This window comes from Mycobacterium sp. NPDC049093 (assembly GCF_040704635.1).
In the GTDB taxonomy this organism is placed as follows: Bacteria; Actinomycetota; Actinomycetes; order Mycobacteriales; family Mycobacteriaceae; genus Mycobacterium.
Genome location: NZ_JBEZJS010000001.1, coordinates 881,990 through 905,333 on the forward strand (window position 1 = coordinate 881,990; position 23,344 = coordinate 905,333).

22 protein-coding genes are annotated in these 23,344 nt (G+C 67.4%); 12 read left to right on the top strand and 10 right to left on the bottom strand.

Translation table 11 applies throughout. From position 1 onward, the window contains the following. The first annotated feature begins 33 nt into the window (after nt 1–33). The 3 genes from AB0876_RS04345 to AB0876_RS04355 all read left to right on the top strand — a co-directional run bounded on the left by AB0876_RS04345 (nt 34) and on the right by AB0876_RS04355 (nt 1,495). Nucleotides 34–627, top strand: a complete 594-nt coding sequence (locus AB0876_RS04345; RefSeq protein WP_491839930.1) for a TetR/AcrR family transcriptional regulator — start codon at nt 34–36, stop codon at nt 625–627. A gap of 102 nt (nt 628–729) precedes the next feature. After that, entirely contained in the window at nt 730–1,179 is a 450-nt protein-coding gene (locus tag AB0876_RS04350) for an SRPBCC domain-containing protein (protein ID WP_526041314.1), read from the top strand. Further along, a complete protein-coding gene (locus AB0876_RS04355) occupies nt 1,172–1,495 on the top strand; it encodes an ArsR/SmtB family transcription factor (protein ID WP_526041315.1) in 324 nt (107 codons plus the stop codon). The genes AB0876_RS04350 and AB0876_RS04355 overlap by 8 nt, the downstream gene beginning before the upstream one ends. A gap of 6 nt (nt 1,496–1,501) precedes the next feature. On the opposite strand, the gene lysA is transcribed toward AB0876_RS04355, so the two are convergent. Together lysA and AB0876_RS04365 are read right to left on the bottom strand one after the other, a co-directional pair. Continuing rightward, nucleotides 1,502–2,842: a diaminopimelate decarboxylase gene (gene lysA / locus AB0876_RS04360; protein ID WP_526041316.1), complete on the bottom strand. Its 1,341-nt coding sequence runs from the start codon at nt 2,840–2,842 to the stop codon at nt 1,502–1,504. Nucleotides 2,843–2,923: 81 nt separating this feature from the next. Further along, nucleotides 2,924–3,493, bottom strand: coding sequence for a hypothetical protein (locus tag AB0876_RS04365; RefSeq protein ID WP_491839801.1), 570 nt, complete (start codon nt 3,491–3,493; stop codon nt 2,924–2,926). A gap of 67 nt (nt 3,494–3,560) precedes the next feature. Here AB0876_RS04365 and mfd point away from each other — a divergent pair, with 67 nt between their 5' ends. The 4 genes from mfd to AB0876_RS04385 all read left to right on the top strand — a co-directional run bounded on the left by mfd (nt 3,561) and on the right by AB0876_RS04385 (nt 10,257). Further along, the gene (gene mfd / locus AB0876_RS04370) at nt 3,561–7,181 is read left to right on the top strand and encodes a transcription-repair coupling factor (RefSeq protein WP_526041317.1); all 3,621 of its coding nucleotides are present in this window, start codon (nt 3,561–3,563) and stop codon (nt 7,179–7,181) included. Between the two features lie 255 nt (nt 7,182–7,436). After that, nucleotides 7,437–7,955 (top strand): hypothetical protein, encoded by a 519-nt coding sequence (locus AB0876_RS04375; protein ID WP_526041318.1) that lies wholly within the window; start codon nt 7,437–7,439, stop codon nt 7,953–7,955. 180 nt (nt 7,956–8,135) lie between these two features. Beyond that, on the top strand, nt 8,136–9,251 hold the full coding sequence (locus tag AB0876_RS04380) for a nucleoside triphosphate pyrophosphohydrolase (RefSeq protein ID WP_491839798.1): 1,116 nt from the start codon (nt 8,136–8,138) through the stop codon (nt 9,249–9,251). A gap of 193 nt (nt 9,252–9,444) precedes the next feature. Further along, nucleotides 9,445–10,257, top strand: a complete 813-nt coding sequence (locus AB0876_RS04385; protein WP_491839797.1) for a serine hydrolase — start codon at nt 9,445–9,447, stop codon at nt 10,255–10,257. An 18-nt stretch (nt 10,258–10,275) separates the two neighbouring features. Here AB0876_RS04385 and AB0876_RS04390 read toward each other — a convergent pair whose 3' ends face one another. Genes AB0876_RS04390 through efeU form a run of 4 tightly spaced genes read right to left on the bottom strand, consistent with a single transcriptional unit; the run spans nt 10,276 to nt 14,361 of the window. After that, a complete protein-coding gene (locus AB0876_RS04390) occupies nt 10,276–10,929 on the bottom strand; it encodes a DsbA family protein (RefSeq protein ID WP_491839796.1) in 654 nt (217 codons plus the stop codon). Between the two features lie 12 nt (nt 10,930–10,941). Further along, nucleotides 10,942–12,261 carry an iron uptake transporter deferrochelatase/peroxidase subunit gene (gene efeB, locus AB0876_RS04395; RefSeq protein WP_526041319.1) on the bottom strand — a complete coding sequence of 440 codons (1,320 nt, stop codon included), beginning with the start codon at nt 12,259–12,261 and terminating at the stop codon, nt 10,942–10,944. Further along, entirely contained in the window at nt 12,242–13,414 is a 1,173-nt protein-coding gene (gene efeO / locus AB0876_RS04400) for an iron uptake system protein EfeO (protein ID WP_491839794.1), read from the bottom strand. Before efeO ends, efeB begins: the two co-directional genes overlap by 20 nt. Next, nucleotides 13,411–14,361 carry an iron uptake transporter permease EfeU gene (gene efeU / locus AB0876_RS04405; protein WP_526041320.1) on the bottom strand — a complete coding sequence of 317 codons (951 nt, stop codon included), beginning with the start codon at nt 14,359–14,361 and terminating at the stop codon, nt 13,411–13,413. The genes efeO and efeU overlap by 4 nt, the downstream gene beginning before the upstream one ends. A 208-nt stretch (nt 14,362–14,569) precedes the next feature. Between efeU and AB0876_RS04410 the strand changes: the two genes are divergently transcribed. From AB0876_RS04410 to AB0876_RS04430, 5 genes are all read left to right on the top strand, one after another. Further along, nucleotides 14,570–15,301 carry a lytic transglycosylase domain-containing protein gene (locus tag AB0876_RS04410; protein WP_055116935.1) on the top strand — a complete coding sequence of 244 codons (732 nt, stop codon included), beginning with the start codon at nt 14,570–14,572 and terminating at the stop codon, nt 15,299–15,301. A 97-nt stretch (nt 15,302–15,398) separates the two neighbouring features. After that, the gene (gene eno, locus AB0876_RS04415) at nt 15,399–16,682 is read left to right on the top strand and encodes a phosphopyruvate hydratase (RefSeq protein ID WP_055116932.1); all 1,284 of its coding nucleotides are present in this window, start codon (nt 15,399–15,401) and stop codon (nt 16,680–16,682) included. A gap of 27 nt (nt 16,683–16,709) precedes the next feature. Next, entirely contained in the window at nt 16,710–17,408 is a 699-nt protein-coding gene (locus AB0876_RS04420; RefSeq protein ID WP_526041321.1) for an FtsB family cell division protein, read from the top strand. Then, complete coding sequence (locus AB0876_RS04425) at nt 17,401–17,892, top strand: DUF501 domain-containing protein (protein WP_526041322.1); 492 nt, start codon at nt 17,401–17,403, stop codon at nt 17,890–17,892. Before AB0876_RS04420 ends, AB0876_RS04425 begins: the two co-directional genes overlap by 8 nt. Continuing rightward, nucleotides 17,889–18,827, top strand: a complete 939-nt coding sequence (locus AB0876_RS04430) for a Ppx/GppA phosphatase family protein (protein ID WP_526041323.1) — start codon at nt 17,889–17,891, stop codon at nt 18,825–18,827. Before AB0876_RS04425 ends, AB0876_RS04430 begins: the two co-directional genes overlap by 4 nt. Nucleotides 18,828–19,182: 355 nt before the next feature. Here the strand turns inward: AB0876_RS04430 and AB0876_RS04435 are convergent, their stop codons facing one another. The 4 genes from AB0876_RS04435 to AB0876_RS04450 form a co-directional block, all read right to left on the bottom strand. Next, nucleotides 19,183–20,277, bottom strand: coding sequence for an MPT63 family protein (locus tag AB0876_RS04435; RefSeq protein WP_491839790.1), 1,095 nt, complete (start codon nt 20,275–20,277; stop codon nt 19,183–19,185). 199 nt (nt 20,278–20,476) lie between these two features. Then, nucleotides 20,477–22,027 (bottom strand): radical SAM protein, encoded by a 1,551-nt coding sequence (locus AB0876_RS04440; protein ID WP_526041471.1) that lies wholly within the window; start codon nt 22,025–22,027, stop codon nt 20,477–20,479. A gap of 8 nt (nt 22,028–22,035) precedes the next feature. Continuing rightward, on the bottom strand, nt 22,036–22,560 hold the full coding sequence (locus tag AB0876_RS04445) for a hypothetical protein (RefSeq protein WP_526041324.1): 525 nt from the start codon (nt 22,558–22,560) through the stop codon (nt 22,036–22,038). Further along, nucleotides 22,557–23,342 carry a prolipoprotein diacylglyceryl transferase gene (locus AB0876_RS04450; protein ID WP_526041325.1) on the bottom strand — a complete coding sequence of 262 codons (786 nt, stop codon included), beginning with the start codon at nt 23,340–23,342 and terminating at the stop codon, nt 22,557–22,559. The genes AB0876_RS04445 and AB0876_RS04450 overlap by 4 nt, the downstream gene beginning before the upstream one ends. Nucleotides 23,343–23,344: the final 2 nt, after the last annotated feature.

Here is a 23,344-nt window from a genome sequence, read left to right on the forward strand (position 1 = left end):
CCCGAGAAGGAAGGGCGGCCCCCACGGGCCCGCATGACCGGCAACGAGCGACGGCAACAGCTGATCGAAATCGCCAAGTCGCTCTTTGCCGAACGGGGCTATGAGGGGACGTCGATCGAGGAGATCGCCCAGCGCGCCAATGTCTCCAAACCCGTCGTCTACGAGCACTTCGGCGGCAAGGAAGGCCTGTATGCCGTCGTCGTCGACCGGGAGATGTCGGCCTTGCTGGACGGGATCACCTCGTCGCTGACCAACAACCGGTCCCGGACGCGGGTCGAGCGCGTGGCGCTGGCGTTGCTGACCTATGTCGAGGAACGCACCGACGGCTTTCGCATCCTGATCCGGGACTCGCCGGCCGCGATCACCTCGGGTACGTACTCGACGCTGCTCAACGATGCCGTCAACCAGGTGTCCTCGATTCTGGCCGGGGACTTCTCCCGCCGCGGGCTCGACCCGGACCTGGCACCGCTGTACGCCCAGGCGCTGGTCGGTTCGGTGTCGATGACCGCGCAGTGGTGGCTCGACGTCCGCGAGCCGAAGAAAGAAGTGGTGGCCGCGCATGTGGTCAACCTGATGTGGAACGGGCTGACGCATCTGGAGTCCGACCCGATCCTGCACGAGGAGTGAGTCCGCGGCGCTCCGCCACAAACTGCAACCCGAGGGTTGCAACAACGGTTCCTTATGTGCAACCCTTGGGTTGCAGCAATTCCGTCAGAGAGGAACCCCGACATGACCACGGACTTCGACCGCATCGAGCGCGAGATCGCCATCGACGCACCGGCGCAACGCGTCTGGGACCTGGTGAGCGAACCCGGTTGGTACATCAACGAAGAGCGGATCACCGAACACACCATCGAGCGTGCCGGCGACGTCGCGATCGTCACCGACCCCACGCACGGGAAGTTCGCGTTGCGAATCGTCACACTCGATGAGCCGCGTTACGCGGCCTTCCGGTGGCACATCGACGCCGACGACCTCGACAGCTCATCCACTCTCGTCGAATTCTGGATCACCCCGGCGCCATCCGGCGTGGTGCTGCGTGTCGTCGAGAGTGGGTTCGCCTCGCTCGACGAGCCCGAGGCCGACCGCCGCTCCCGGTTCGACGATCACAGTGGCGGCTGGTCCCTTGAGCTCGGACTAGCCCAGAAGTACCTGGTGGGGGCCGCCGCCGATGCATGAGAATGCCTCGCCGGTCGAGGTTTTCGCTGCGCTTGCCGACGACAGTCGGTGGCAGGTTCTGGTTGCCCTCGGCCGCCGGCCCGCCTCGGCGTCAGCACTGGCGGACGAGCTGCCGATCAGCCGCCAGGCCATCGCCAAACACCTGAAGGTGCTCACCGATGTCGGCCTGGTGGTGGCCACCAGGGCCGGGAGGGAGATCAGGTACGAGACGGTGGGGGCTCGGCTCAGCGAGGTGGCACGACGGCTCGACGGCATCGCCGCCGGCTGGGAACGCCGGCTGGCCAGGATCAAGGATGCTGTCGAACGGGACGGCTGACGATCCTCAGCCCAGGTCCCGCGATAGCAGGTCGGCTGTCGTCTCCCGGCGCACCAGCAGCCGCGCGACGCCGTCGCGCACTGCGACGACGGGCGGGCGGCCCACCATGTTGTAGGTCGAGGCCATGCTGTGTTGGTAGGCGCCGGTGCAGGCCACTGCCAGCAGATCACCGGCATGGATGTCCGCGGGCAGTTCCACGTCGCGCACGATCTCGTCACCGGACTCGCAATGGCGGCCCACCACCGTGGCCACCATCGTCGGTCCCATCGGGTGACGATTAGCCAGGGCCACGGTGTATTTCGCTCCATACAGGGCGACCCGCGGGTTGTCGCTCATGCCGCCGTCCACCGCGACGAACGTGCGCCCGCCCGGCTGGGACTTCACCCCGTGCACCCGGTACAGCGTCACTCCGGCCCGGGCGCTGAGGGCCCGGCCGGGCTCGACGACCAGACGTGGCCGCGGAAACCGTTCGGCCGCACACGCCGCGGTCAGCTCGTCGTCGACGACGGCGGCGAACGCGCCGATGTCGAGGGCCGCGTCCCCGCGGACGTACGGAACCCCGTGGCCGCCACCGATGTTGAGCTCGGTCAGCACCAGGCCGTGCTCGTTGCGGATGTCGGCCATGGCGCCGATCAACCGGTGCACGGCCTGGCCGTAGGGGGCGGGGTCGGTGATCTGCGAGCCGATATGGCAGTGCAGGCCAACCAGATCGAGGTTGGGGGTGGCCAGAATGCGGGCCGCGGCGCGGGCAGCCCGGCGGTCGGCCAGCGCGAAGCCGAACTTCTGATCGGTCACGCCGGTGGTGACCGCCCGATGCCCGTGGATGTCGATGTCGGGGGTGACCCGGATCAGTACCGGCTGGGGCCGGCGCACCAACCCGGCCAGGTAGGTGATCTCCATCGGGGAGTCGATCACGATCCGGCCGACCCCGACGTCGAGGGCGTCGCGCAGATCGTCACACGACTTCGCGTTGCCGTGCACCACGATTCGCGCCGGGTCGACCCCGCCGGCCAGGGCTGTCGCGAGTTCGGCCGCAGAGCAGATATCCACGCCCAGGCCCTCCTCGGCGGCCCAGCGGGCGACGGCCGTGGTCAATAGCGACTTGCCGGCGTAGACCACCTCGGTTTGCCCGAGGGCGGTCCGGTAGCGCCGGGCACGGGTCCGGAAATCGCTTTCGTCCAGCACATAGGCCGGGGTACGGAACTCGTCTGCGATGTCGGCCAGCGCCACCCGGCCCACGGTGATCCGACCCAACTCGTCGACACCCGTCGTCAGTGGCCAGATGGTCGGGTCGAGCCGCGGTCGGGTGGTGTCGCGAAGTGAAGGCAGGATGTCCAGCAGGGTCATGACTCCACCGTGGGCCGCGGCGGTGGAGCTGTCAGCAAGCTTGACGTTTCCTTGACGTCCCCGAACCCGATCCTGACGTGTTCAGGCCCTGCCGAACGACTTCGTCTCCGTCGCCGTGGCGATGAACCCGTTGCCTTTGACGGGATCGGCCATCCGGCAGGCGAGCAGGATGTCGTCGGTGTGCACGCAGGTGGCGTTGCCCGCGTCGAAGCGTTGGCCGGCCGGGAGCATCGGGGCTTCGTCCTCGGTGAGGCCGTCGACCGGGCTGAGTGGTTCTTCGGTATGGGTGAAACTCATCGGTATCGCGCCGTTGGTGGTGCCGTAGCTGAACAGGTGCGCCAGGTTGGCATCGTTGGGCGCTCCGACGAAGGGGCCACGGCAGTCCAGTGCGTACATCGCGCGGTGCTGGGTGGTCATGCAGACGAAGCCGTCGGGGGTGCGAAATCCCTGGACCGGAAATCCCTGGCCTTCGCGCAGGACGTACTGCGTCGGATCGACGGCGGGGTAGGCGGCGAAGTCGGGGACTCCGTCCGGTCCGAGGTGCGTGGGTACTGCCTCGTGTGTGGAATCCGACGTGTGCCGGCCGGTCAGCCAGATGATCGCGAGCGCCACCGTCAGCACGACCGCGAGCGCCGCCGCCCACCGCTTCATCGGTCCATGATCTCCCGGGACAGAGCGAGGCGGAGCCGAATCTCCGGCCCCGTAGAATGGCGTCATCATGACCGCACCGGGGCACAACCATGTCCAGACCCCGATCGCGGGTCTCGTCGAGCTGGCATTAACCGATCCGTCTCTGCAGGACGTCCTTCGCCGCGCCGCCGACCGGCCTGCCGATCTCGCACTCGTCGGGCCGGCCAGTGCCCGCGTGCTGGTGGCCGCCGGGCTGGCCCAGCAGGGCCCGTTGCTGGTGGTGGCTGCCACCGGTCGCGAGGCCGACGATCTGACCGCCGAGTTGCGGGGCGTGGTCGGCGATGCCGTCGCACTGTTCCCGTCGTGGGAGACGCTGCCGCATGAGCGGTTGTCCCCGGGAGTCGAGACCGTCGCTGCCCGGTTGTTGCTGTTGCGCCGGCTGGCCCATCCCGAGGACGAGACGCTGGGCCCGCCGCTACGGGTGGTGGTCACCACCACGCGTTCGCTGCTGCAGCCGATGGCCCCGGATGTGGTGGATACCGAACCGGTCACGCTCACCGTCGGAGCGGAGGCCGAGTTCGAGGCCGTCGTCGCGCGTCTGGTCGACCTGGCCTACACCCGCGTCGACATGGTCGGCAAACGCGGCGAGTTCGCCGTGCGCGGTGGCATCCTCGACATCTTCGCGCCCACCGCCGAGCATCCGGTCCGCGTCGAGTTCTGGGGTGACGAGATCTCCGAGATGCGGATGTTCTCGATCGCCGACCAGCGTTCGATCCCCGAGATCCCGGTGCACAACATCGTTGCCGTGCCGTGCCGCGAACTGCTGATGACCCCCGACGTGCGCGAGCGCGCCGCCGTGCTCGCCGCCGAACACCCCACCCACGAGAACAGCGTGCCGGGCAGCGTGCCCGACATGCTGGCCAAGCTCGCCGAAGGCATTCCGGTCGACGGGATGGAGGCGCTGCTGCCGTTGCTGCATCCGGTGCAGCCGACGACGCTGACGTACCACCTGCCCGAGGGCGCTCCGGTCTTGTTGTGCGACCCCGAGAAGGTGCGGACCCGGGCCGCGGACCTGATCAAGACGGGCCAGGAATTCCTGGAGGCGTCGTGGTCGACGGCTGCCGTCGGCGGGGATGCCCCCATCGACCTCGAGGCGCTGGGGGCATCCGGGTTCGTCCCGTTCGAGCAGGCCCGCGAGGATTCCGTGGCCGGCGGTCATCCGTGGTGGACGCTGAGCCAGCTGCCCGACGGTAAGGCCACCGAACTCGACTTGCGGCCGTCTCCGTCGGCCCGCAGTCAGCAGAGTCTCGAAGAGATCTTCGCGATGCTGCGCGCCCATGTGGCCACCGGTGGGTACGCCGCGGTGGTCACCCCGGGCACCGGTACGGCACACCGCGTGGTGGAGCAGCTCGGCGATTCCGACACGCCCGCAGGCATGTTGGAGCCGGGGGCGGCACCCAAGGCCGGTGTGGTCGGGGTGCTCAAGGGACCGTTGCACGACGGCCTGGTCCTGCCCGGAGCCAACCTCGTCATCATCACCGAGACCGATCTGACCGGTAACCGGGTGACGGCCTCAGGAGGCAAAAAGCTTGCGGCCAAACGCCGTAACGTCGTGGATCCGCTGGCGCTGACCGCCGGGGATCTGGTGGTGCACGATCAGCACGGCATCGGCAAGTTCGTCGAGATGACCGAGCGGGTGGTCGGCGGAGCGCGTCGTGAGTATCTGGTGCTGGAGTACGCGTCAGCCAAACGCGGCGGCGGATCGGACCGGCTGTACGTGCCGATGGATTCGCTGGATCAGCTCTCGCGCTACGTCGGCGGCGAGGCGCCGTCGTTGTCGAAGCTCGGCGGAAGCGATTGGGCCAATACGAAAACCAAGGCCCGCAAGGCCGTTCGGGAGATCGCCAGTGAGCTCGTCGCGCTGTACGCCAAGCGGCAGTCCGCACCCGGGTATGCGTTCGGTCCCGACACTCCATGGCAGAACGAGATGGAGGATGCGTTCGGCTTCACCGAGACCATGGACCAGATGACCGCGATCACCGAGGTCAAATCCGATATGGAGAAACCGGTTCCGATGGACCGGGTGATCTGTGGCGACGTGGGTTACGGCAAGACCGAGATCGCGGTGCGGGCGGCATTCAAGGCAGTGCAGGACGGTAAGCAGGTCGCGGTGCTGGTGCCCACGACACTGTTGGCCGATCAGCATCTGCAGACCTTCACCAACCGGATGGCGGGTTTTCCGGTGACGGTCAAGGGATTGTCGCGGTTCACCGATCCGGCGGAGTCGCGGGCCACCATGGAGGGGATGAAGGACGGTGCGGTCGACGTCGTGATCGGCACGCACCGGCTGCTGCAGACCGGGGTGACCTGGAAAGACTTGGGCCTCATCATTGTTGACGAGGAACAGCGCTTCGGTGTCGAGCACAAAGAGCACATCAAGTCGATGCGTACGCACGTCGACGTGCTCACGATGAGCGCCACCCCGATCCCACGCACCCTCGAGATGAGCCTGGCCGGCATCCGGGAGATGTCGACGATCCTGACTCCGCCCGAAGAGCGCTACCCGGTGCTGACCTATGTCGGCCCGCACGACGACAAGCAGGTGGCCGCGGCGTTGCGTCGTGAGCTGCTGCGGGACGGGCAGGCGTTCTACATCCACAACCGGGTGCGCACCATCGACCAGGCCGCGGCGCGGATTCGTCAGATGGTGCCCGAAGCCAGGGTCGTCGTCGCGCACGGCCAGATGAACGAGGAGACCCTGGAGAAGACCGTCGAGGGCTTCTGGAACCGCGAGTACGACATCCTGGTCTGCACGACGATCGTCGAGACCGGCCTGGACATCTCGAACGCCAACACGCTGATCGTCGAGCGGGCCGACACCTTCGGGTTGTCACAGCTTCATCAGCTGCGAGGCCGGGTAGGCCGCAGCCGCGAGCGCGGGTACGCCTACATGCTCTATCCGCCCAATTCGCCGCTGACCGAGACGGCCTATGACCGGTTGGCCACGATCGCGCAGAACAACGAGCTGGGTGCGGGCATGGCGGTGGCCATGAAAGACCTGGAGATCCGCGGCGCGGGCAACGTGCTCGGCGCCGAGCAGTCCGGCCACGTGGCCGGGGTGGGTTTCGATCTGTACGTGCGACTGGTGGGCGAGGCTGTCGAGGCCTACCGAGCAGCTGCCGACGGGAAAACCGTTGCCACAGCTGAGGAGCCAAAGGAAGTGCGGGTCGATCTGCCGGTCGACGCGCACCTGCCACCCGAGTACATCGGCAGTGACCGGCTGCGACTGGAGGGCTACCGGCGGCTCGCCGCGGCGACGGACGAGGACGCGGTCAAGGCCGTTGTCGACGAACTCGTCGACCGGTACGGCCCGTTGCCCGAGCCCGCGAAGCGCCTGGTGGCGGTGGCCCGGTTGCGGCTGCTGTGCCGCGAGTACGGCATCACCGAGATCGGCGCCGTGTCGGCGTCGACGATCAAGCTGTCGCCGCTGGTCCTTCCCGATTCCGCGCAGTTGCGGCTCAAGCGGATGTACCCGGGTGCGCACTACCGGGCCACCACCTCGGTGGTTCAGGTGCCGATCCCGCGTGAGACCGACGGCATCGGCTCCCCGCGGATCCGTGACCTCGACATTGTCCGGATGGTGGCCGGTCTGGTGTTGGTGCTCCACGGACAGACCGAGGGCAGCATCGACATCACCGCGGATCTGTAATTTTTTCTCGCGTCTAATTGCCTGGTCGCGACGCCTTTCTGGCGTGTGCGCCGCGCCGTATCCGCGAAGTGCTGTTAACGCACCGAAACCGGGATCCGACATATATGCGGGGGGTCAAGGTATTGCGTAGTCGCCTGCAGAAAGAGGCGGCGAGATCGTCGGCCATAGGGCGGTCATGCAATTTCCCAAACCGAACATCACGCGATTGACGTCTATTGGCGACAGGTCGCGGTGAGGCAAGGCGAAGGAGTGACCATGAACTTCAAGAAGTTCGCAGTAACCACAACGATGGCCGGTGCACTGGGATTGGGCGCGTTGGGCCTGGGTACAGGCTTGGCGCAGGCTGTTCCGAACGTGCCCACGCCGCCTCCGGTTCCCGGTCCGGCGGTACCCAATGTGGGCACGCCGAACGTGAACGTGCCGGGTGTCAACGTTCCTGATGTGAATGTTCCGAGCGTGAATGCTCCGGATGTGAATGTTCCGAGCGTGAACGTTCCTGATGTGAATGTTCCGAGCGTGAATGTTCCCGATGTGAACGTTCCGACAGTCAGGTTTCCCGAGGTAGATAACTTCTTCAGGCAGCCTGACGGAAACATCGCACCGGGTCAGTTGACGAATTCGCCGACTATCAACGGCGTTGAGAATCCGTTCTTCGGCATCGCGCCCGGTCAGCTCAAGACGCTGCCCACGGTGAACGGAGTTGCCAACCCGTTCTACAACGAGACCCCGGGCCACTGGGTGATCCCGGAGGGCCAGTTCCCGCCGGAGTCGTAAACCACGGCCTGTGACATGATGGCCGCCTTGCCTTCGGGCAGGGCGGCCATCCCGTGTGGCTGCCACCCGGTACCGGCGAATCGCCGCGTTGGCCGTGCTCACGACGTACGTCGAAGTCGGGCACAGTGTTGGTATAACCGAGATCAGCAAATCTCGTCGAAATGGAAGGGGTGGAGCCCGATGACCGTCGTATTGGTCGACCCGCGCCGCCCTTCACTGATCCCGGTCGACGCGATCGATCTGCTGATCGGCGATGTGCAATACACCGAGGAAATGCCCGTCAAGGTGCCGTGGTCGCTGCCGGCGGCGCGACCGGCATATGACGGCGAAGATGCGCCCGTCCTGCTGTCCTCGGACCCGGAGCATCCGGCGGTCAAGGCCCGTTTGGCGGCCGGGGACCGGTTGATCGCCGCCCCGCGCGCGCAGGCCGGGGAGCGGCTCGTGGACGCCGTGGCGATGATGGACAAGCTGCGTACCGACGGGCCGTGGGAGAGCGAGCAGACCCACGATTCGTTGCGTCGCTATCTCCTGGAGGAGACCTACGAACTCTTCGACGCGGTGCGCGGCGGCAACGCCGACGAACTGCGCGAGGAACTCGGCGATGTGCTGCTGCAGGTGTTGTTCCACGCCCGCATCGCCGAGGATGCGCCCGTTCATCCGTTCAACATCGACGATGTCGCCGATTCGCTTGTGCGCAAGCTCGGCAACCGCGTTCCGGCAGTCCTTGCCGGAGAATCGATTTCCCTGGATGAGCAGCTGGCCCAGTGGGAGCAGCGCAAGGCGCAGGAGCAGAAGGTGAAAGCCCGCGGGTCATCGATGGATGACGTGCCCACGGGTCAGCCGGCCCTTGCACTGGCGCAGAAAGTGCTGGCCCGGGTGGCTCAGGCGGGGCTGCCCGCCGACCTGGTGCCGGTTGCGTTGACTTCGGTGGTGGTCTCGGCGGATGCCGATGCCGAGAATGATTTGCGCAGTGCGGTTTTGGAGTTCATGGACACCGTGCGAGTGGTGGAGTCCGACGTGGCGGCCGGTCGCCGTGGCGAGGACGTTCCCGAGGAACTCGACGTGACACCGCTGGGTTCGATCACCGAGGACGAGTGGCGAACCTACTGGCGGGACGCGGTTGTCGAGCCTGAGCCCGATGCGGACGACGAGCTCGAGGACGACGCCGAGGACGCCGCTCCAGTCGAGGACGTCGCGGACGCCGAGGAAGCTGACGCCGACGCGGACGATTCGGACTCTGAGGGCGACGCGGCCGAAGAGGCCGACGACGCGGCTGAAGAGGGCGATCGCCCCTAGCGACTGACGCCGCCCGCGTTTGTAACGTCAGGGCGATTTCGGGCCGGTTTCTCCGCCACCACGTCACAAACGCGGGTCACCGCGGACCGTTCTGGGCAGTTTCAACGGAGGTTCGGCCACTGCGAAGTATGGCCCGTCCCTCCTGACGGCGTGCCAGCAGCTTGCCACCTCATGGCCCCGTTACCGTGGGGCCATGACGATGCTGCGGGCCGCCGCCACCGTCCTCGCGCTCGTGCTGGGCATGGCGGTTGCACCGCAGGCCAATGCGGACTGCGCGGCCACGGGATGCGATCTGCGCTCGCGCATCGCGGCGGCAGATTCCTACCTGGCGTCGCGGCCGGGCACCGTCGGCTATGTCCTACGTGATCGCTCCACCGGCACGCGGTACGCCAACCCCAATGCGAACCAGATGATCTGGACCGCGTCCACCATCAAGCTGGCCATGGTGGTCGACCTGCTGACCCGGGAACGTGCCGGAGCATTGCGGATGTCGGGTAACGACCGGCAGTTGATGGTGAACATGCTGCGTAACTCCGACAACGACGCGGCCGACGCGCTGTGGACCCGGTACGGCGGGACGGATCACAAGGCGTTCAATGCCGGCTTCCCGCGCTACGGCATGACCGACCTGCGACCGCAACCGGGCTTCGGTGACATGTTCCCGTACTGGGGTTTTCAGAAATCGACCACCAATGATCTCGACCGGTTGATGAACTACACGCTGACCCAACTGAATCCGTCCGATGCGGCTGCGGTGGTGGCCGAGATGCAACGGGTCGGCGGGGAGCAGCAGTGGGGCGTCTGGGGCGCGGGGCCGTCGATGAACCCGGGCAACAAGAACGGCTGGTCGCAGGAACAGGGCGGCTGGGTCATCAACTCGGTGGGCTTCGCCGGACCCAATCAGCGCTATACGTTGGCGATCATGAACGGACTCAACGGGCAGGGCGGCTACGACGACGGCGTCGCAACCACCACTCGGCTCAGCCAGATCCTGCTCGGAGGGTGACTGCGCCGGGCCGTCTCGCTATTCGGCCAGCGCCTGGTCGAACAGCGAGGTCAGGTCTTCATAGCTGTGGGGCTGGATGCGCTCGCCGTTGAGAAAGAACGTCGGTGTTCCCTGCACACCCAGGGCGCGGCCGTCGGCCACATCGAGTTGGACGCGGGCGGCGGTGGCCGGGTCGCTGTAGGCCTTGTCGAATGCGGCCATGTCGAGGCCGAGTTCTACTGCGAAGCCCCGGAATACCTCGTCCGCCGGATCCTGCTTCTCACCCCACTGGCCTTGGGCGTCGTACATCTTCTTGTACATCGCTTCGAGCTTGTCCTGCTGGGCGGCGGCCTCGACGGCGCGTGCCGCTCGTTCGGCGTTGTAGTGAGCGCTGAGTGGGAAGTACCGGATGACGAAGTTCACCCGGTCGCCGTACTCGGCCCGCAGTTGCTCGATGGAGGGATACACCGCGCGACAACCTTCGCACTCGAAGTCGAGGAACTCCACGAATGTCACGTCGCTGTCGGGAACGGAGTTCAGCCGATGACTGTTCTCGCGTACCACCTGGCCGGAATCGACGGAGGCCACCGGTGGCGGGCCGCCACGATCACGAGTCGACTGATACACGAAGACACCGATGGCCAGCACCGCGATTGCCAATGCGGTGAGCAGTATTCGAGTGTTGCGCGTCATCGGGTCAGTGCCTCACTCGAACAGCGTCGAACCCCAGTAGCCCGAGCTGTCACCGTCACGCAGCCCGGGCGGGCAGGCGAAGATGGCCGTCCCGGTGTGGGTGATGTACTCGTTGAGCAGATCCTTGCGGGCCAACTCGCGCTGCATCGGAATGAACTGCTTCTCGGGGCTGCGCACGAACGCGATGAAGAACAGGCCCGCGTCCAGGTGGCCGAAACCGTCCGAGCCGTCGGTGAAGTTGTAACCGCGACGCAGGATCTCGATGCCGCCGAGGTGGTCGGCCGAGGCCAGCCGGACATGAGCGTCCTTGTCGATCTTCGGATCGCCCTTGCCGTCGGTGATCTCGAAATTGAGTTCGTCGAATTCCTGCTGCAACCCGTTGGGGGCGCCGCTGCCCTTCTGCCGACCGATCACCCGCTCCTGCTCCAGAAGCGTGGTGCGATCCCAGTTCTCGATGCGCATCCGGATCCGTCGGGTGATCAGGTAGCTGCCACCGGTGAGCCAGGCCGGCCCATCACCCTCGGCCACCCAGACGTTCTTGTCGAGCAGATCGGTCTGATCTGACTTGAGGTTGTTCGTTCCGTCCTTGAACCCGAACAGGTTTCGCGGAGTGGCCTGATCGCGGGTGGTCGAGGAGGTACGGCCGAACCCCAGCTGCGAGTACCGCACCGCGACCGTGCCGAACCCGACGCGGGCCAGGTTGCGGATCGCGTGCACCGCGACCTGCGGATCGTTGGCGCATGCCTGCACGCAGATGTCGCCGCCACTGCGGGCCGGGTCCATGGTCTCGTTGGGGAACTTCGGCAGATCCTTGAGCTCGGCGGGCTGCTTGTCGGCGATGCCGAAGCGGTCCTTGCCGTCCTTGCGGAAGAACGATGGCCCGAACCCGATCGTCAGGGTCAGCTGTGAGGCCGGAAGGCCCAGCGCCTCACCGGTGTCCGACGGCGGCGCATACGGATTGCCGTCCACGGCACCGCCGTCCTCGGTCTCCTCGCCGCGCGTCATCCGCTCGGCCATCTTCGTCCACTGCTTGAGCAGTGCGACGACGTCCTCGCGGTTGTCGGTGGTGACATCGAAGGAGCAGAAGTGCATCCGGTCCTGCGCCTCGGTGATGATGCCTGCCTGCTGGTCACCTCGAAACGGGACCGGACCCTGCAGGACACCGTGCGGGACGTCGGCCGCCGAAGCGCGGCCGGCCAGCGCACCCGCGCCGGCCGCACCGACTACCGCGGCGGTGACCCCGGCGGCACCGAACAGCTTGCGCCGGGAGAATCCGGTGGACTGCTCGGCATCCGGGGTGGATTCCGGAGAATCACTGCTTGGCGATGACACCCTGTACCTGGCTCACTTCTTTGCTCAGCGCGTCGATGGCGCGCGACAGTTCCTGGCGTTGCGGCTCGGTCACCTTGTCGTAGGAGACGAAGCCGTCGCCGTCACGATACTTCTCCAGCAACTTCTCGACGTCGGCGAACCGGGCGTCCACCCGCTTGCCCAGCTCGGCGTCGCGCTCGTCGAGGATCGGTCGCACCGAGGCCACCGCGGTCTGCGAGCCTTCGACGTTGGCCCGGAAGTCCCACAGGTCGGTGTGGCTGAAGATGTCCTCTTCGCCGCTGATCTTGCTCATCGCGATCTCGTCGAGCAGACCCTGTGCGCCACCGGCGATCTGGGTGGAGTCGATGGTCCAGTCCGGTGCCTTGACGCCGGCCTGGAGTTCCTTGACGTCGGCGATCAGCTGGTCGCCGAGTGCGTTGGCGTCCGGCTGGAGGCCGGTGACCCACAGTTGCTTCTCCAGCGCGTGGAAACCGGTCCACTTCTGCCCGGGCTCGAGGTCGGCTTCGCGCAGGTCGACTCGGGGGTCGAGGTCGTTGGGGAAGGACTCGGCGACCGGCTCGATGCGCTCCCAGTAGACGCGGGTGGTCGGGTAGAGCGACTTGGCCTTGGCGACGTCCTTGGCCTTGACCGCGGCGACGAATTCCTCGGTGGCCGGCACCAGGGCGTCGACCTGGCTGTTCACGTAGCGCTTGTAGCTGTCGGCGGCGTCCTTGAACTTGCCCTCGGTGTCGACCTGCACGGCCTCACCGGTCACCACGAAATTGCCGCGGATGCCTTCACCGACCATGCCGGGGCGGCACGAGGTCTGGTACGTGCCGGGCTGGGTGAGCTGAACGATGAGCTGGCGCTTGAGCCCGGGAGAGATGTTCTCCACCTCGCCCATGACCCGCTCGCCCTCGCCGTAGACGTAGAACTCGGTGACCTTGTCGCCGCTGTTGGTGACGACGAACGTGCTCGGTCCCGTCGTCGCGGTGGTCCCGGACAGCTTGCACTCGCTGTCGGAGGCGTCGACGGTGATCTGCGCGGACTTGGCCCCGTCACCGCTCGCGCTGCCGCCGTCGGCTTCCTTGGCCTGGCACGCGCTCATCGAAATGCCGGCCAGCACCGCGGCGGTGGCCGCGAATCCGGTCTTGGCGACAGGGGTCATCTTCACTTGGTCGACCTTTCGGGTGCGGTGGAGGTCTCCGGCTCGACGGTCGACTCGGAGGAAGACTCGGAAGTGGTTGCGCCGCCGGATGCGGCGGTTTTGGCGCGCACCGGCTTCAGGAACAGCGCCAGCACCACCACGATGTAGACCACCCACGCACCGAACTGCAGCACGGTCGGCGTGGGGTCGATGTTGAAGACACCCTGGATGATCTCGCCGTACCAGGCCGACCAGTCGAACGCACCGCTCATGTCGAAGGCATTGGCACTGAGCCCGGGGATCCAGCCGACGGTCTGCAGCGCCTTGATGCCGTAGGCCAGGATTCCGGCGGCCACCACGATCAGGAAGATGCCGGTGTAGGAGAAGAACTTGGCGAGGTTGATCCGGACGGCCCCGGCGTACATGCCGTAGGCGATCGCCGCGGCGATCAGCACGCCGATGATCAGGCCGGTCAGCGGCCAGAGCGTCTCGGCCTCGGCGTAGCCGACCATGAACAGCGCGGTCTCGACACCTTCACGCCCCACGGCCAGGAAGGCCAGCAGCGCCACGGCGAGGCCGCCGGTCTCCAGCGCCTGCGACATCTCGCCGCGCAGCTCGCCCGACAGCGAGGCCGACGCCTTCTTCATCCACAGCACCATGGTGGTGACGATGACGACGGCGATCAGTGAGGCGATGCCGGCGATGGCTTCGGCGCCCAGTCCGCTGATGGTGTTCTCACCGAACTGGATGACGAGGAAGACGGTGACGGTCATGGCGATCGCGGCGCCGACTCCCAGCCACACCCATTTGAGCGCGTCGCGGCGTTCGGATTTGACCAGAAATGCGACCAGGATCGAGACGACGATGGCGGCTTCGAGGCCTTCCCGCAAACCGATCAGGCCACTGCCGAATACCTGCGATGTGACGTTGGAGGCGGCCAGCGTGCTGGTCGGAACGTCCGAGATGACAGTCATCAAAGCGTCCTCGTTCGACCGGGGTGAAAGCACCGTGAAAAATGTAGCCTTGCCTTGCCATAGCAAGGCGTGGCTCACCTTATCAGGGGGGTCTGTGGGACCGGCTGACTTCACCTGCCGTTCTTCCGGCACGCCCCCGTCGCTCGACGCGTCCACGGTCGCGCATGCGACGATGGCCAATCAGACCGAGCGGGGTTGAGGGAGTCCGGTGTCGCCAGTGCGTTGGCTGCGGGCTGTCGCCGTTATTGCTGCGACAGCGCTGCTGTTGGCATCCAGCTGTTCGTGGCATCTGGGGACCCCAATTCCTGAAGGTGTGCCGCCGCCGGCCGGGGACGCGGTGCCTGCGATCGACACCTATGCCAAAGGTCGACCGGCTGATCAGCTCCACGAATGGGCGGCGGATCGAGCGCCCGCGATGGGCATGCCCGTCAACGCACTGGAGGCTTACGCCTACGCCGCGCGCGTCGCCCAGGTGGAGAACCCCAACTGCAAGGTGGCCTGGACCACCCTGGCGGGCATCGGCATGGTCGAGAGCCACCACGGCACGTACCGCGGCGCGATGATCGCCCGCAACGGCGACGTCACCCCACCGATCCGCGGCGTCCAGCTGGACGGGACCGCCGGCAACCTGCGCATTCCCGACACCGACAAGGGCAAGCTCGACGGGGATCCGCTGATGGACCGGGCGATGGGGCCGATGCAGTTCATCCCGGAGACCTGGGGTCATTTCGGGGTGGATGGCAATAACGACGGGGTGGTGAGCCCGGACAACTTCGACGACGCCGCGCTCTCGGCCGCCGGCCTGCTGTGCTGGTACGGCAAGGACCTGTCCACGCCGCGGGGCTGGATGAAGGCACTCAAGGCCTACAACAACTCCGACCAGTACGCCCGGATGGTCCGTGACTGGGCGACCGCGTACGCCGGTGGCCACGGTTTGTGACGCACGCGGGCGACCGGTGTGACACGCCCAAACACTCCGTCGCGCCCGCCACGATCTAGTCTCATCCCTACACGCCGGACTCAATAAGGAGAAGCCAGTGCCCATCATCGAGCAGGTTGGAGCCCGCGAGATCCTCGACTCCCGTGGCAACCCGACGGTCGAGGTCGAGGTGGCCCTGACCGACGGCACGTTCGCTCGGGCGGCAGTGCCGTCGGGCGCGTCGACCGGCGAGCACGAAGCGGTGGAGCTGCGCGACGGCGGCTCCCGCTACGGCGGCAAGGGCGTCGAGAAGGCCGTCGAGGCCGTTCTCGACGAGATCGCCCCGGCGATCATCGGCCTGGCCGCTGACGATCAGCGTCTCGTCGACCAGGCTCTGCTGGACCTGGACGGCACTCCGGACAAGTCGCGTCTCGGCGCCAACGCGATCCTCGGCGTCTCGCTGGCGGTGGCCAAGGCCGCGGCCGACAGTGCCGCGCTGCCGCTGTTCCGCTACCTCGGTGGCCCGAACGCCCACATCCTTCCGGTGCCGATGATGAACATCCTCAACGGCGGCGCGCACGCCGATACCGGGGTGGACGTCCAGGAGTTCATGGTCGCCCCGATCGGCGCTCCCTCCTTCAAGGAGTCGCTGCGCTGGGGTACCGAGGTCTACCACTCGCTCAAGTCCGTGCTCAAGAAGCAGGGCCTGTCCACCGGTCTCGGCGATGAGGGCGGCTTCGCCCCCGACGTCGCGGGCACCAAGGCCGCGCTGGACCTGATCGCCACGGCCATCGAGGCCACCGGCTTCAAGCTCGGCAGCGATGTGGCGCTGGCGCTGGACGTCGCGGCCACCGAGTTCTACACGGAGGGTTCGGGTTACGCCTTCGAGAAGGAAACCCGCACCGCCGAGCAGATGGCGGAGTTCTACGCTGGCCTGCTCGACTCCTACCCGCTGGTCTCGATCGAGGATCCGCTGTCCGAGGACGACTGGGACGGTTGGGTGGCGCTGACGTCGGCCATCGGTGACCGGATCCAGCTGGTCGGCGACGACCTTTTCGTCACCAACCCGGAACGTCTCGAGGACGGCATCGAACGCGGCGCCGCCAACGCGCTGCTGGTGAAGGTCAACCAGATCGGCACGCTCACCGAAACGCTGGATGCCGTTGCGCTGGCGCACAACAGCGGTTACCGCACCATGATGAGCCACCGCTCCGGCGAGACCGAGGACACCACCATCGCCGACCTCGCGGTCGCGGTGGGCAGCGGTCAGATCAAGACCGGTGCCCCGGCCCGCAGCGAGCGGGTGGCCAAGTACAACCAGTTGCTGCGCATCGAGGAGGCGCTGGGCGACGCTGCGCGTTTCGCGGGCGATCTCGCGTTCCCTCGGTTCGAGGCCAAGTAACGCAGGCGTCTGCGCACCCACACGTCGATGCCTGAAGCGAAGCGGCCAGACCCGAAGCGACGGTCCCCAGCCTCCCGACCCGGCAAGCCCGGTAAGGCTGGGGAGTCGAATCGGCCGCGCGCTTCACAGCCCCGGCGCCGGGCGGGCGAGTCCCGTCCGGCCCAGGCGGAACCGGTTGCCGACGAGACGGTCACCAAAGCCATTGCGGTGCAAGCTCAGCAGCAGGCCGAGCTGCAGTCCGAACAGCGGTTCGGGTCGACGGCGCGGCGGGCGGCGATCCTCGCCGCGGTGGTGTGTGTGTTGACGCTGACCATCGCCGGGCCGGTGCGCACCTATTTCGCCCAGCGCACCGAGATGAAACAACTCAAGGCCAGCGAGGAGCAGTTGCGCGCCAAGATCGCCGACTTGGAACAGCAGAAGGTCAAACTGGCCGACCCGGTGTACATCGCGGCCCAGGCCAGGGAGCGGCTCGGTTTCGTCATGCCCGGCGACACTCCGTATCAGGTGCAACTGCCGCCCGGGGCCATGGTGTCTGAGCCGGGAGAGCCTGTGCTGCCGGGATCTGCGGTGCCGGTGGGGCAGCCCTGGTACACCTCGCTGTGGCACACGATTGCCGATGAGCCCCATGGGGTTTCCCCGACCATCGGCGGACCACCGCCTGCACCGGGTGGGCCGCCTGCGCCGCCTGTTCCGCCGCCTGCCGAGCCCAGAGGTCCCAATGGTTGATCCCGCCGACATCGAGGCTGTGACACGGCAATTGGGCCGTGAGCCACGTGGCGTTCTTGAGGTCGCCTACCGCTGTCCCAACGGTGAGCCCGGTGTGGTCAAGACCGCGCCGAAACTGCCCGATGGCACGCCGTTCCCGACGTTGTATTACCTGACGCATCCGGCGCTGACTGCGGCCGCGAGTCGGCTGGAGTCCTCCGGGCTGATGCGGGAGATGACCGAACGCCTGCAAGACGATGAGGCCCTGGCCGCCGCGTATCGTCGGGCACACGAGTCGTATCTGGCCGAGCGGGACGAGATCGAATCGCTGGGCACCACGTTCACGGGCGGAGGTATGCCCGACCGCGTGAAGTGTCTGCATGTGGTGATGGCCCACTCGTTGGCAAAAGGCCCTGGTGTCAACCCCTTTGGTGACGAAGCGCTCGCAGTGCTGGCGGTCGAGCCGGCGATGGCAGGGATCTTGGATCGAGAGGTGTGGGTTTGAGTCGGGTCGGCGCAATTGACTGTGGCACGAACTCGATTCGTCTGCTGATCGCCGATCTGGTGGACGGCAAGCTTCGCGACGTGCACCGCGAGATGCGGGTCGTACGGCTGGGGCAAGGCGTCGACGCCACCGGCCAGTTCGCTCAGGAAGCCTTGGCGCGCACCGAATCCGCGCTGGCCGACTATGCGGCGTTGATGGCCGAGCACTCGGTGACCGCGGTGCGCATGGTCGCCACGTCGGCCGCGCGGGACGCCGGCAACCGGGACGAGTTCTTCGCGATGACCGCACGTCTGCTGGGCAAGGTGGTCCCGGGATCGGTGGCCGAGGTGATTACCGGTACCGAAGAGGCCGAGCTGTCGTTCCGCGGTGCAGTCGGTGAACTCGACCCTGCTGCAGGGCCTTTCGTCGTGGTCGATCTGGGTGGCGGCTCGACCGAACTGGTGCTCGGCGAGACCGCCGTGCAGGCAAGCTTCTCCGCCGACATCGGATGTGTCCGGCTCACCGAACGGTGCCTGCACTCCGACCCGCCCACCGCGGACCAGGTGGAGCAGGCACGGGCGGTGGCTCGTGACGGCCTGGCCGAGGCGCTGGCCGTGGTGCCGGTCGACGGTGCGCGCACATGGGTCGGTGTGGCCGGGACGATGACCACGCTCTCGGCGCTGGCGCAGCGGATGACTGAATACGATCCCGAGGCAATTCACCTGTCCCGCATCGGATTCGACGAGCTGCTCGGGGTATGCGAGCAGCTGATCGGGATGACCAAGGCCGAACGCCTCGCACTCGGGCCGATGCACGCCGGCCGCGCCGACGTGATCGGTGGCGGTGCGATCATCGTCGAGGAGTTGGCGGCTGTTCTCGGGAGCCGGGCCGGTATCGGTGAACTGGTGGTCAGCGAGCACGACATTCTCGACGGCATCGCGCTGTCGATCGCCTGACCTTTCGGCGGTTCTCCGCTTCGGCGCGCCTCTGCACGCTTCGAAAGCAACTCTCCGCGCGCCGATTTCTGCACCTGGGTCGTGATCCCACGCTCGGCGCAGCCCTGGTGTAGAAAGCGGCGGCGCGGCGCGGGATGTGACGCACGCGCGGCGGCGGGTGATCGGCAGGGCCCGCGGCAGCGGCTCACCGTTTTCTACCGTGGGGTCGCTGGACCACGCGATCGGCAGCCCTGGTGTAGAAAGCGGCGGGGCGGCGGCGCGGCGCGGCGCGGCACCCGGGCAGCGCAGCACCCCTCACATAAAACAACGGCCGAACGCGGTTGCCCGCGTCCGGCCGTCGCCTTGACTACTTAGATCAGGACGCAGTCCCGTGGTTGCTCGCCGGAGCGACCGCGGGGGCCGGGGCGGGCGTGATGACCGGCTGGGTGCCGGCCGGAACCAGCGCGGGCTCGGTGGCGGGAGCGGCCGGAGCACCCGGTGCCGGAGCAGCCGGAGCCGGAGCGCCCGGAGCGGCGGCGGGCGCACCCTCGGCGGGCACACCTTCGGCCGGCGAGAGCGCGGTGGCGGCGTTACCCGCACCGGTGGCGGCCGGTGCACCCTCGGCGACCGGGGTGCCGTGAGCGACCGGGGTCGACTCGGTGCCCGGGGCCGGAGCGGCCGGAACCGCTTCGGTGCCCGCCGGGGTTGCGGCCGGAGCGCCCGGAGCAGCCGGGGCTGCAGCCGGTGCCCCCGGAGCGCCCGGGGTGGCGGCCGGCGAGAGCGCGGTGGCGGCGTTGCCTGCACCGGTGCCGGCCGGTGCAGCCGGAACGGCGGCGGGCGCGGGAGCCGGGGAGACGGCGGCCGGAGCAGCATTCGGAGCACCGGCAGCCGGAGCTGCGGCGGGTGCCGGGGAGGCGGCGGCCGGAGCAGCGGCAGGAGCCGGACGCTTCGGGGCGCCGGCGGCCGGGGCCGCGGCGGGAGCAGCGGTCTTGTCCCACGCCAGCACGTCATGGCCGCCGGCGTTGTAGACGACGGACGTCGGCTGGTCGCCGGTGACGTCGAAGTAGATCTTGCCGCTGGTCTTCTGGCCCTGCGCGAGGGTGGCCGGGTTGACGCCCTGGGTGCTGGGCACCTGGAACAGCGCGCGGTAGTTCTGGCCGTCGGCGGCGCGGACGTTGAAGTTGGAGACGATCGGCGTCACCGAGCCCTGGAGGGCCTCGTTGGTCGCGGTGACCTCCCACAGGGTGCCGCGCGGCGTGTAGTTGATGGTGTCAGTGCTGGGCTTCAGGTCGCTGACCGTCCAGCTCTGGGTGCCGCCGTCCAGCTTGCCCTGGCCGCCGAGCGCAGCGGTGGTGACAGCACTGTCCTCGGCGTCGGCGAGCGCCATCGGGGCGCTGGCGACGATCGCCGCGGCGGCAATAGCCGCTCCGGCAAAGGCCGTACTGATGTTCGTCTTCTTCAAGGCGTTCACTCCTGACTGGTCCAAAGAAAGGTGGCAGGCCCCCCGGCAGTGGGACACCCACTTCATGCGAAGTTATCAGCTTAAGAGGACGGTTAGGAACAGTAGTTCACAGTTTCTGCCATCGGTGCCTGGCAGAAAGCGTCGTCGACCTGGCCCCGAATGCCGCTGGCCGGGCCCGAATGCGACGAGGACCAGCCAGTTTGCTTCCTCATCGAATCTCGATGAGCGGTAATGCCTGCCCTACCGACAGAGACAGCCGTTGACGCCCCAGTGCAGGCCAGGCTTGCACGGCGCAGAACGGCGCGCACTGGTGTTGGGCAGTGTCGGACCGGGTGCCGACGTGGACACAGCACTGGGTCAGCCGCTCTTCGATCATCGTGGACATGTCCATGAACGGCTTGACGGTCAGGCGCACCACGCGCTCGCCCAGCAGTTTGCGGATCTTGCGGTGTCGGCCGGGCAGTGCCGAGGACGCCAACGTCAGCAGTGTCCCCATACCCAGGTCGCAGCCCTCGCAGATGGCGCGCCAGACGTCACCGATCTGAGGGTGCGACAGCGACGACTGCTCCGAGAGCAGCCCGAGGAGTGACTCTTGAACGGCCATGCGCAGTTCGCGCGGGAGTTCGGCGTCGGCGATCCGATTGGACACCAGGCCCAGCTTGTCCTTGAGGCTCTCGGTGCCGATCAGCGATACCAGCGAGCGCCACTGGTCGTTGTCGTCGCGGACCAAATAGCCGACCGAGCAGCAGTGCGGGTGCGAGCAGGGCAGCGCGGTCAGGTCGCGCCAGGTGACGGCGCCGCCGGTCTGTGGTCCCAGCCGCTTGAGCACCCCGGTGTGGGTCAGCCGGTTCATGGGGTCGATCGCCCCCGAACGTCCGGAGCCGAACTGCGGCTGAATGGTGAGCCCACCGACGTACGGGGTGTCCAGGGCCAGCCGGACCATGTCGCCGATCTCGTCGTCGTTGACGCCCAGAGCAGTCGTCATCACCAGGGTGGTGAAGATCTCCCGCTCGGAGAGCCGCTGTAGGGCTTGGCTTTTGGTTCGCCGGAGGTCGCCGCCGCGGTGGTGACGGTGGGCCTGCTCGGACAATCCGTCGTACTGCAGGTACACCTCGACGCGTTCGCGGTGCGCGGTGAGCAGATCCAGCAACGCGTCGTCGTTGGCGATGCGTACCCCGTTGCTGTTGATGAGGATTCGGGTGATCGGCCGGGCCACCAGCTGGTCGAGCAGCTCGGCCAGGTTCGGGTGCAGGGTGGGTTCGCCGCCGCTGAGCATCAGGACGTCGATGCGGCCGTTCTCCCGGGCCAGCCGCTGGTCGACGTTGGCGAGCACGTCGGCGGTGGGCACCACATGCCGCAGATCGGGCGAACTGTCGGTGAAACAGGTGGGGCAGCGCAGGTTGCAGGTCTCGGCGATGTCCTGCAGCAGGATGCAGGTGTGCTGGGTCTGCATCTCGGGCAGGCCACGCAGGTAGGCCGACGGGATCGGGTCGAAGTTCCCGGCGACGTCGGGGATGTGAGCCTTGGTCGGGGCGGTCCACTCCTCGAGGTAGGACAGGATCGCGGGATCCTCGTCGTACAGGGTGCGTACCAACCCGTGTGTGCGGCAGCCACGTTCGAGCCAGATGTGCCCGTCGCGTTCGACCAGGATGCCGGCCAGACGCACGACGTCGGCCAGAGGGCGCTCGGGTGCCTCGCTGTGGCAGTGCGGGCAGAACGCGGTGACGTAGCGGTGCAGGCGGTCGCCGCGCAAACCCATTCCGGCGCTCACCGGGCGTACAGCTCCGGGTTGACGCCGGTGCAGAAGCCCGCAGTGAACAGCGACATCAGGGCCCAGCCCACCATCAGTCCGATGCCGAGGCCCCGTGCCGTCGGATTCTTGGACAGCAACATCAGGAACCCGCCGCCGAAGGCGACGGCGGCCAAGAACACTGCGGCCCCGCCGAAGACCAGGTTGGCGCTGCCGCCACGGCTGTCGAATGTGGCGGCGCCCAGGAAGGCGACCAACCCGATCACCAGGTTGAGAGCGGCATAGATGAACGGCCCGAGGATCACCATGAGGACGGAGATGCGCTGTGGGGGTTTCGGCGGTGGGCCGTACGAATAGGGAGTCGGGTACGGATATCCGGGATAGCCCGGAGGCGGAGGTGGCGGGGGACCGGGCTCACCGTGATAGGCCGGTGGGATCCCTTGTGGTTCAAAGCTTTGGGGGCCGAATGCAGGCGGTCCGGCCGGCGGTGGAGCAAAGCCATGGGGAGGTGTGTCATCGGGAGGATCGGGCGGTGTCGTCATGCGGGCACCTCCTCGGTACGGGCTGGGTTGCGATAGTACCCGCGGCGGTAGCCGTACCACAGGCGAAATCCCAGGATCAGCAGTGATGGCAGCAGGAACCATTGCGGGCGGGTCAGATCCAGCCACACGGTCTCGTTGGCCCGGACGAACTCGACGAGGAACCGGAACACCGCGTAGGCCGCGACGTACAGCACGAACAGCTCACCGGGCTTGCCGATCCGGGGACGCAGCCACAGCAACACGGCGAATGCGGTGAGCTGGAAGGCGATCTCGTACAGAAACGACGGATGCATCGCCAGGCCGGCCAGACATCCGGGACATTCGGGGGTGTCGGCCGGGGCGTGGATCCCCCATGGCAGCGTGGTGGGCCTTCCGGGGGCTTCGGTGAGGTGGCAGCCGATGCGGCCGATCGCCATGCCGAGCGCGACGGCGGGCGCGAACAGGTCGCCGGTCTTTCCGCGGTAGCCGCCGAGCCGCTTGGCGAGCAGCACGCCGAGGTAGGCCCCGAGCAGCCCGCCGAGGATGCTGCGGGAGCCGAACTGCCAGGCCTGCGCCAGGGTCGGATTGGCGCTGAAGTCCAGGTGATGTATCCACCCGGTCAACCTCATCCCGATCGCGCCACCGATCAGCGCGCCGGCGGCGGCGACCACGGACTGCTCGTTGACCGCGCCGCGCCGACGGGCCTCGGTGACGAACACGAGCAGGGCGGCGAACACCCCGAGGGCGACGAACAGGTTGTGCACCCCGATGGTGACGGGCCCCAGGTGCCACTGCGCAGTCACCT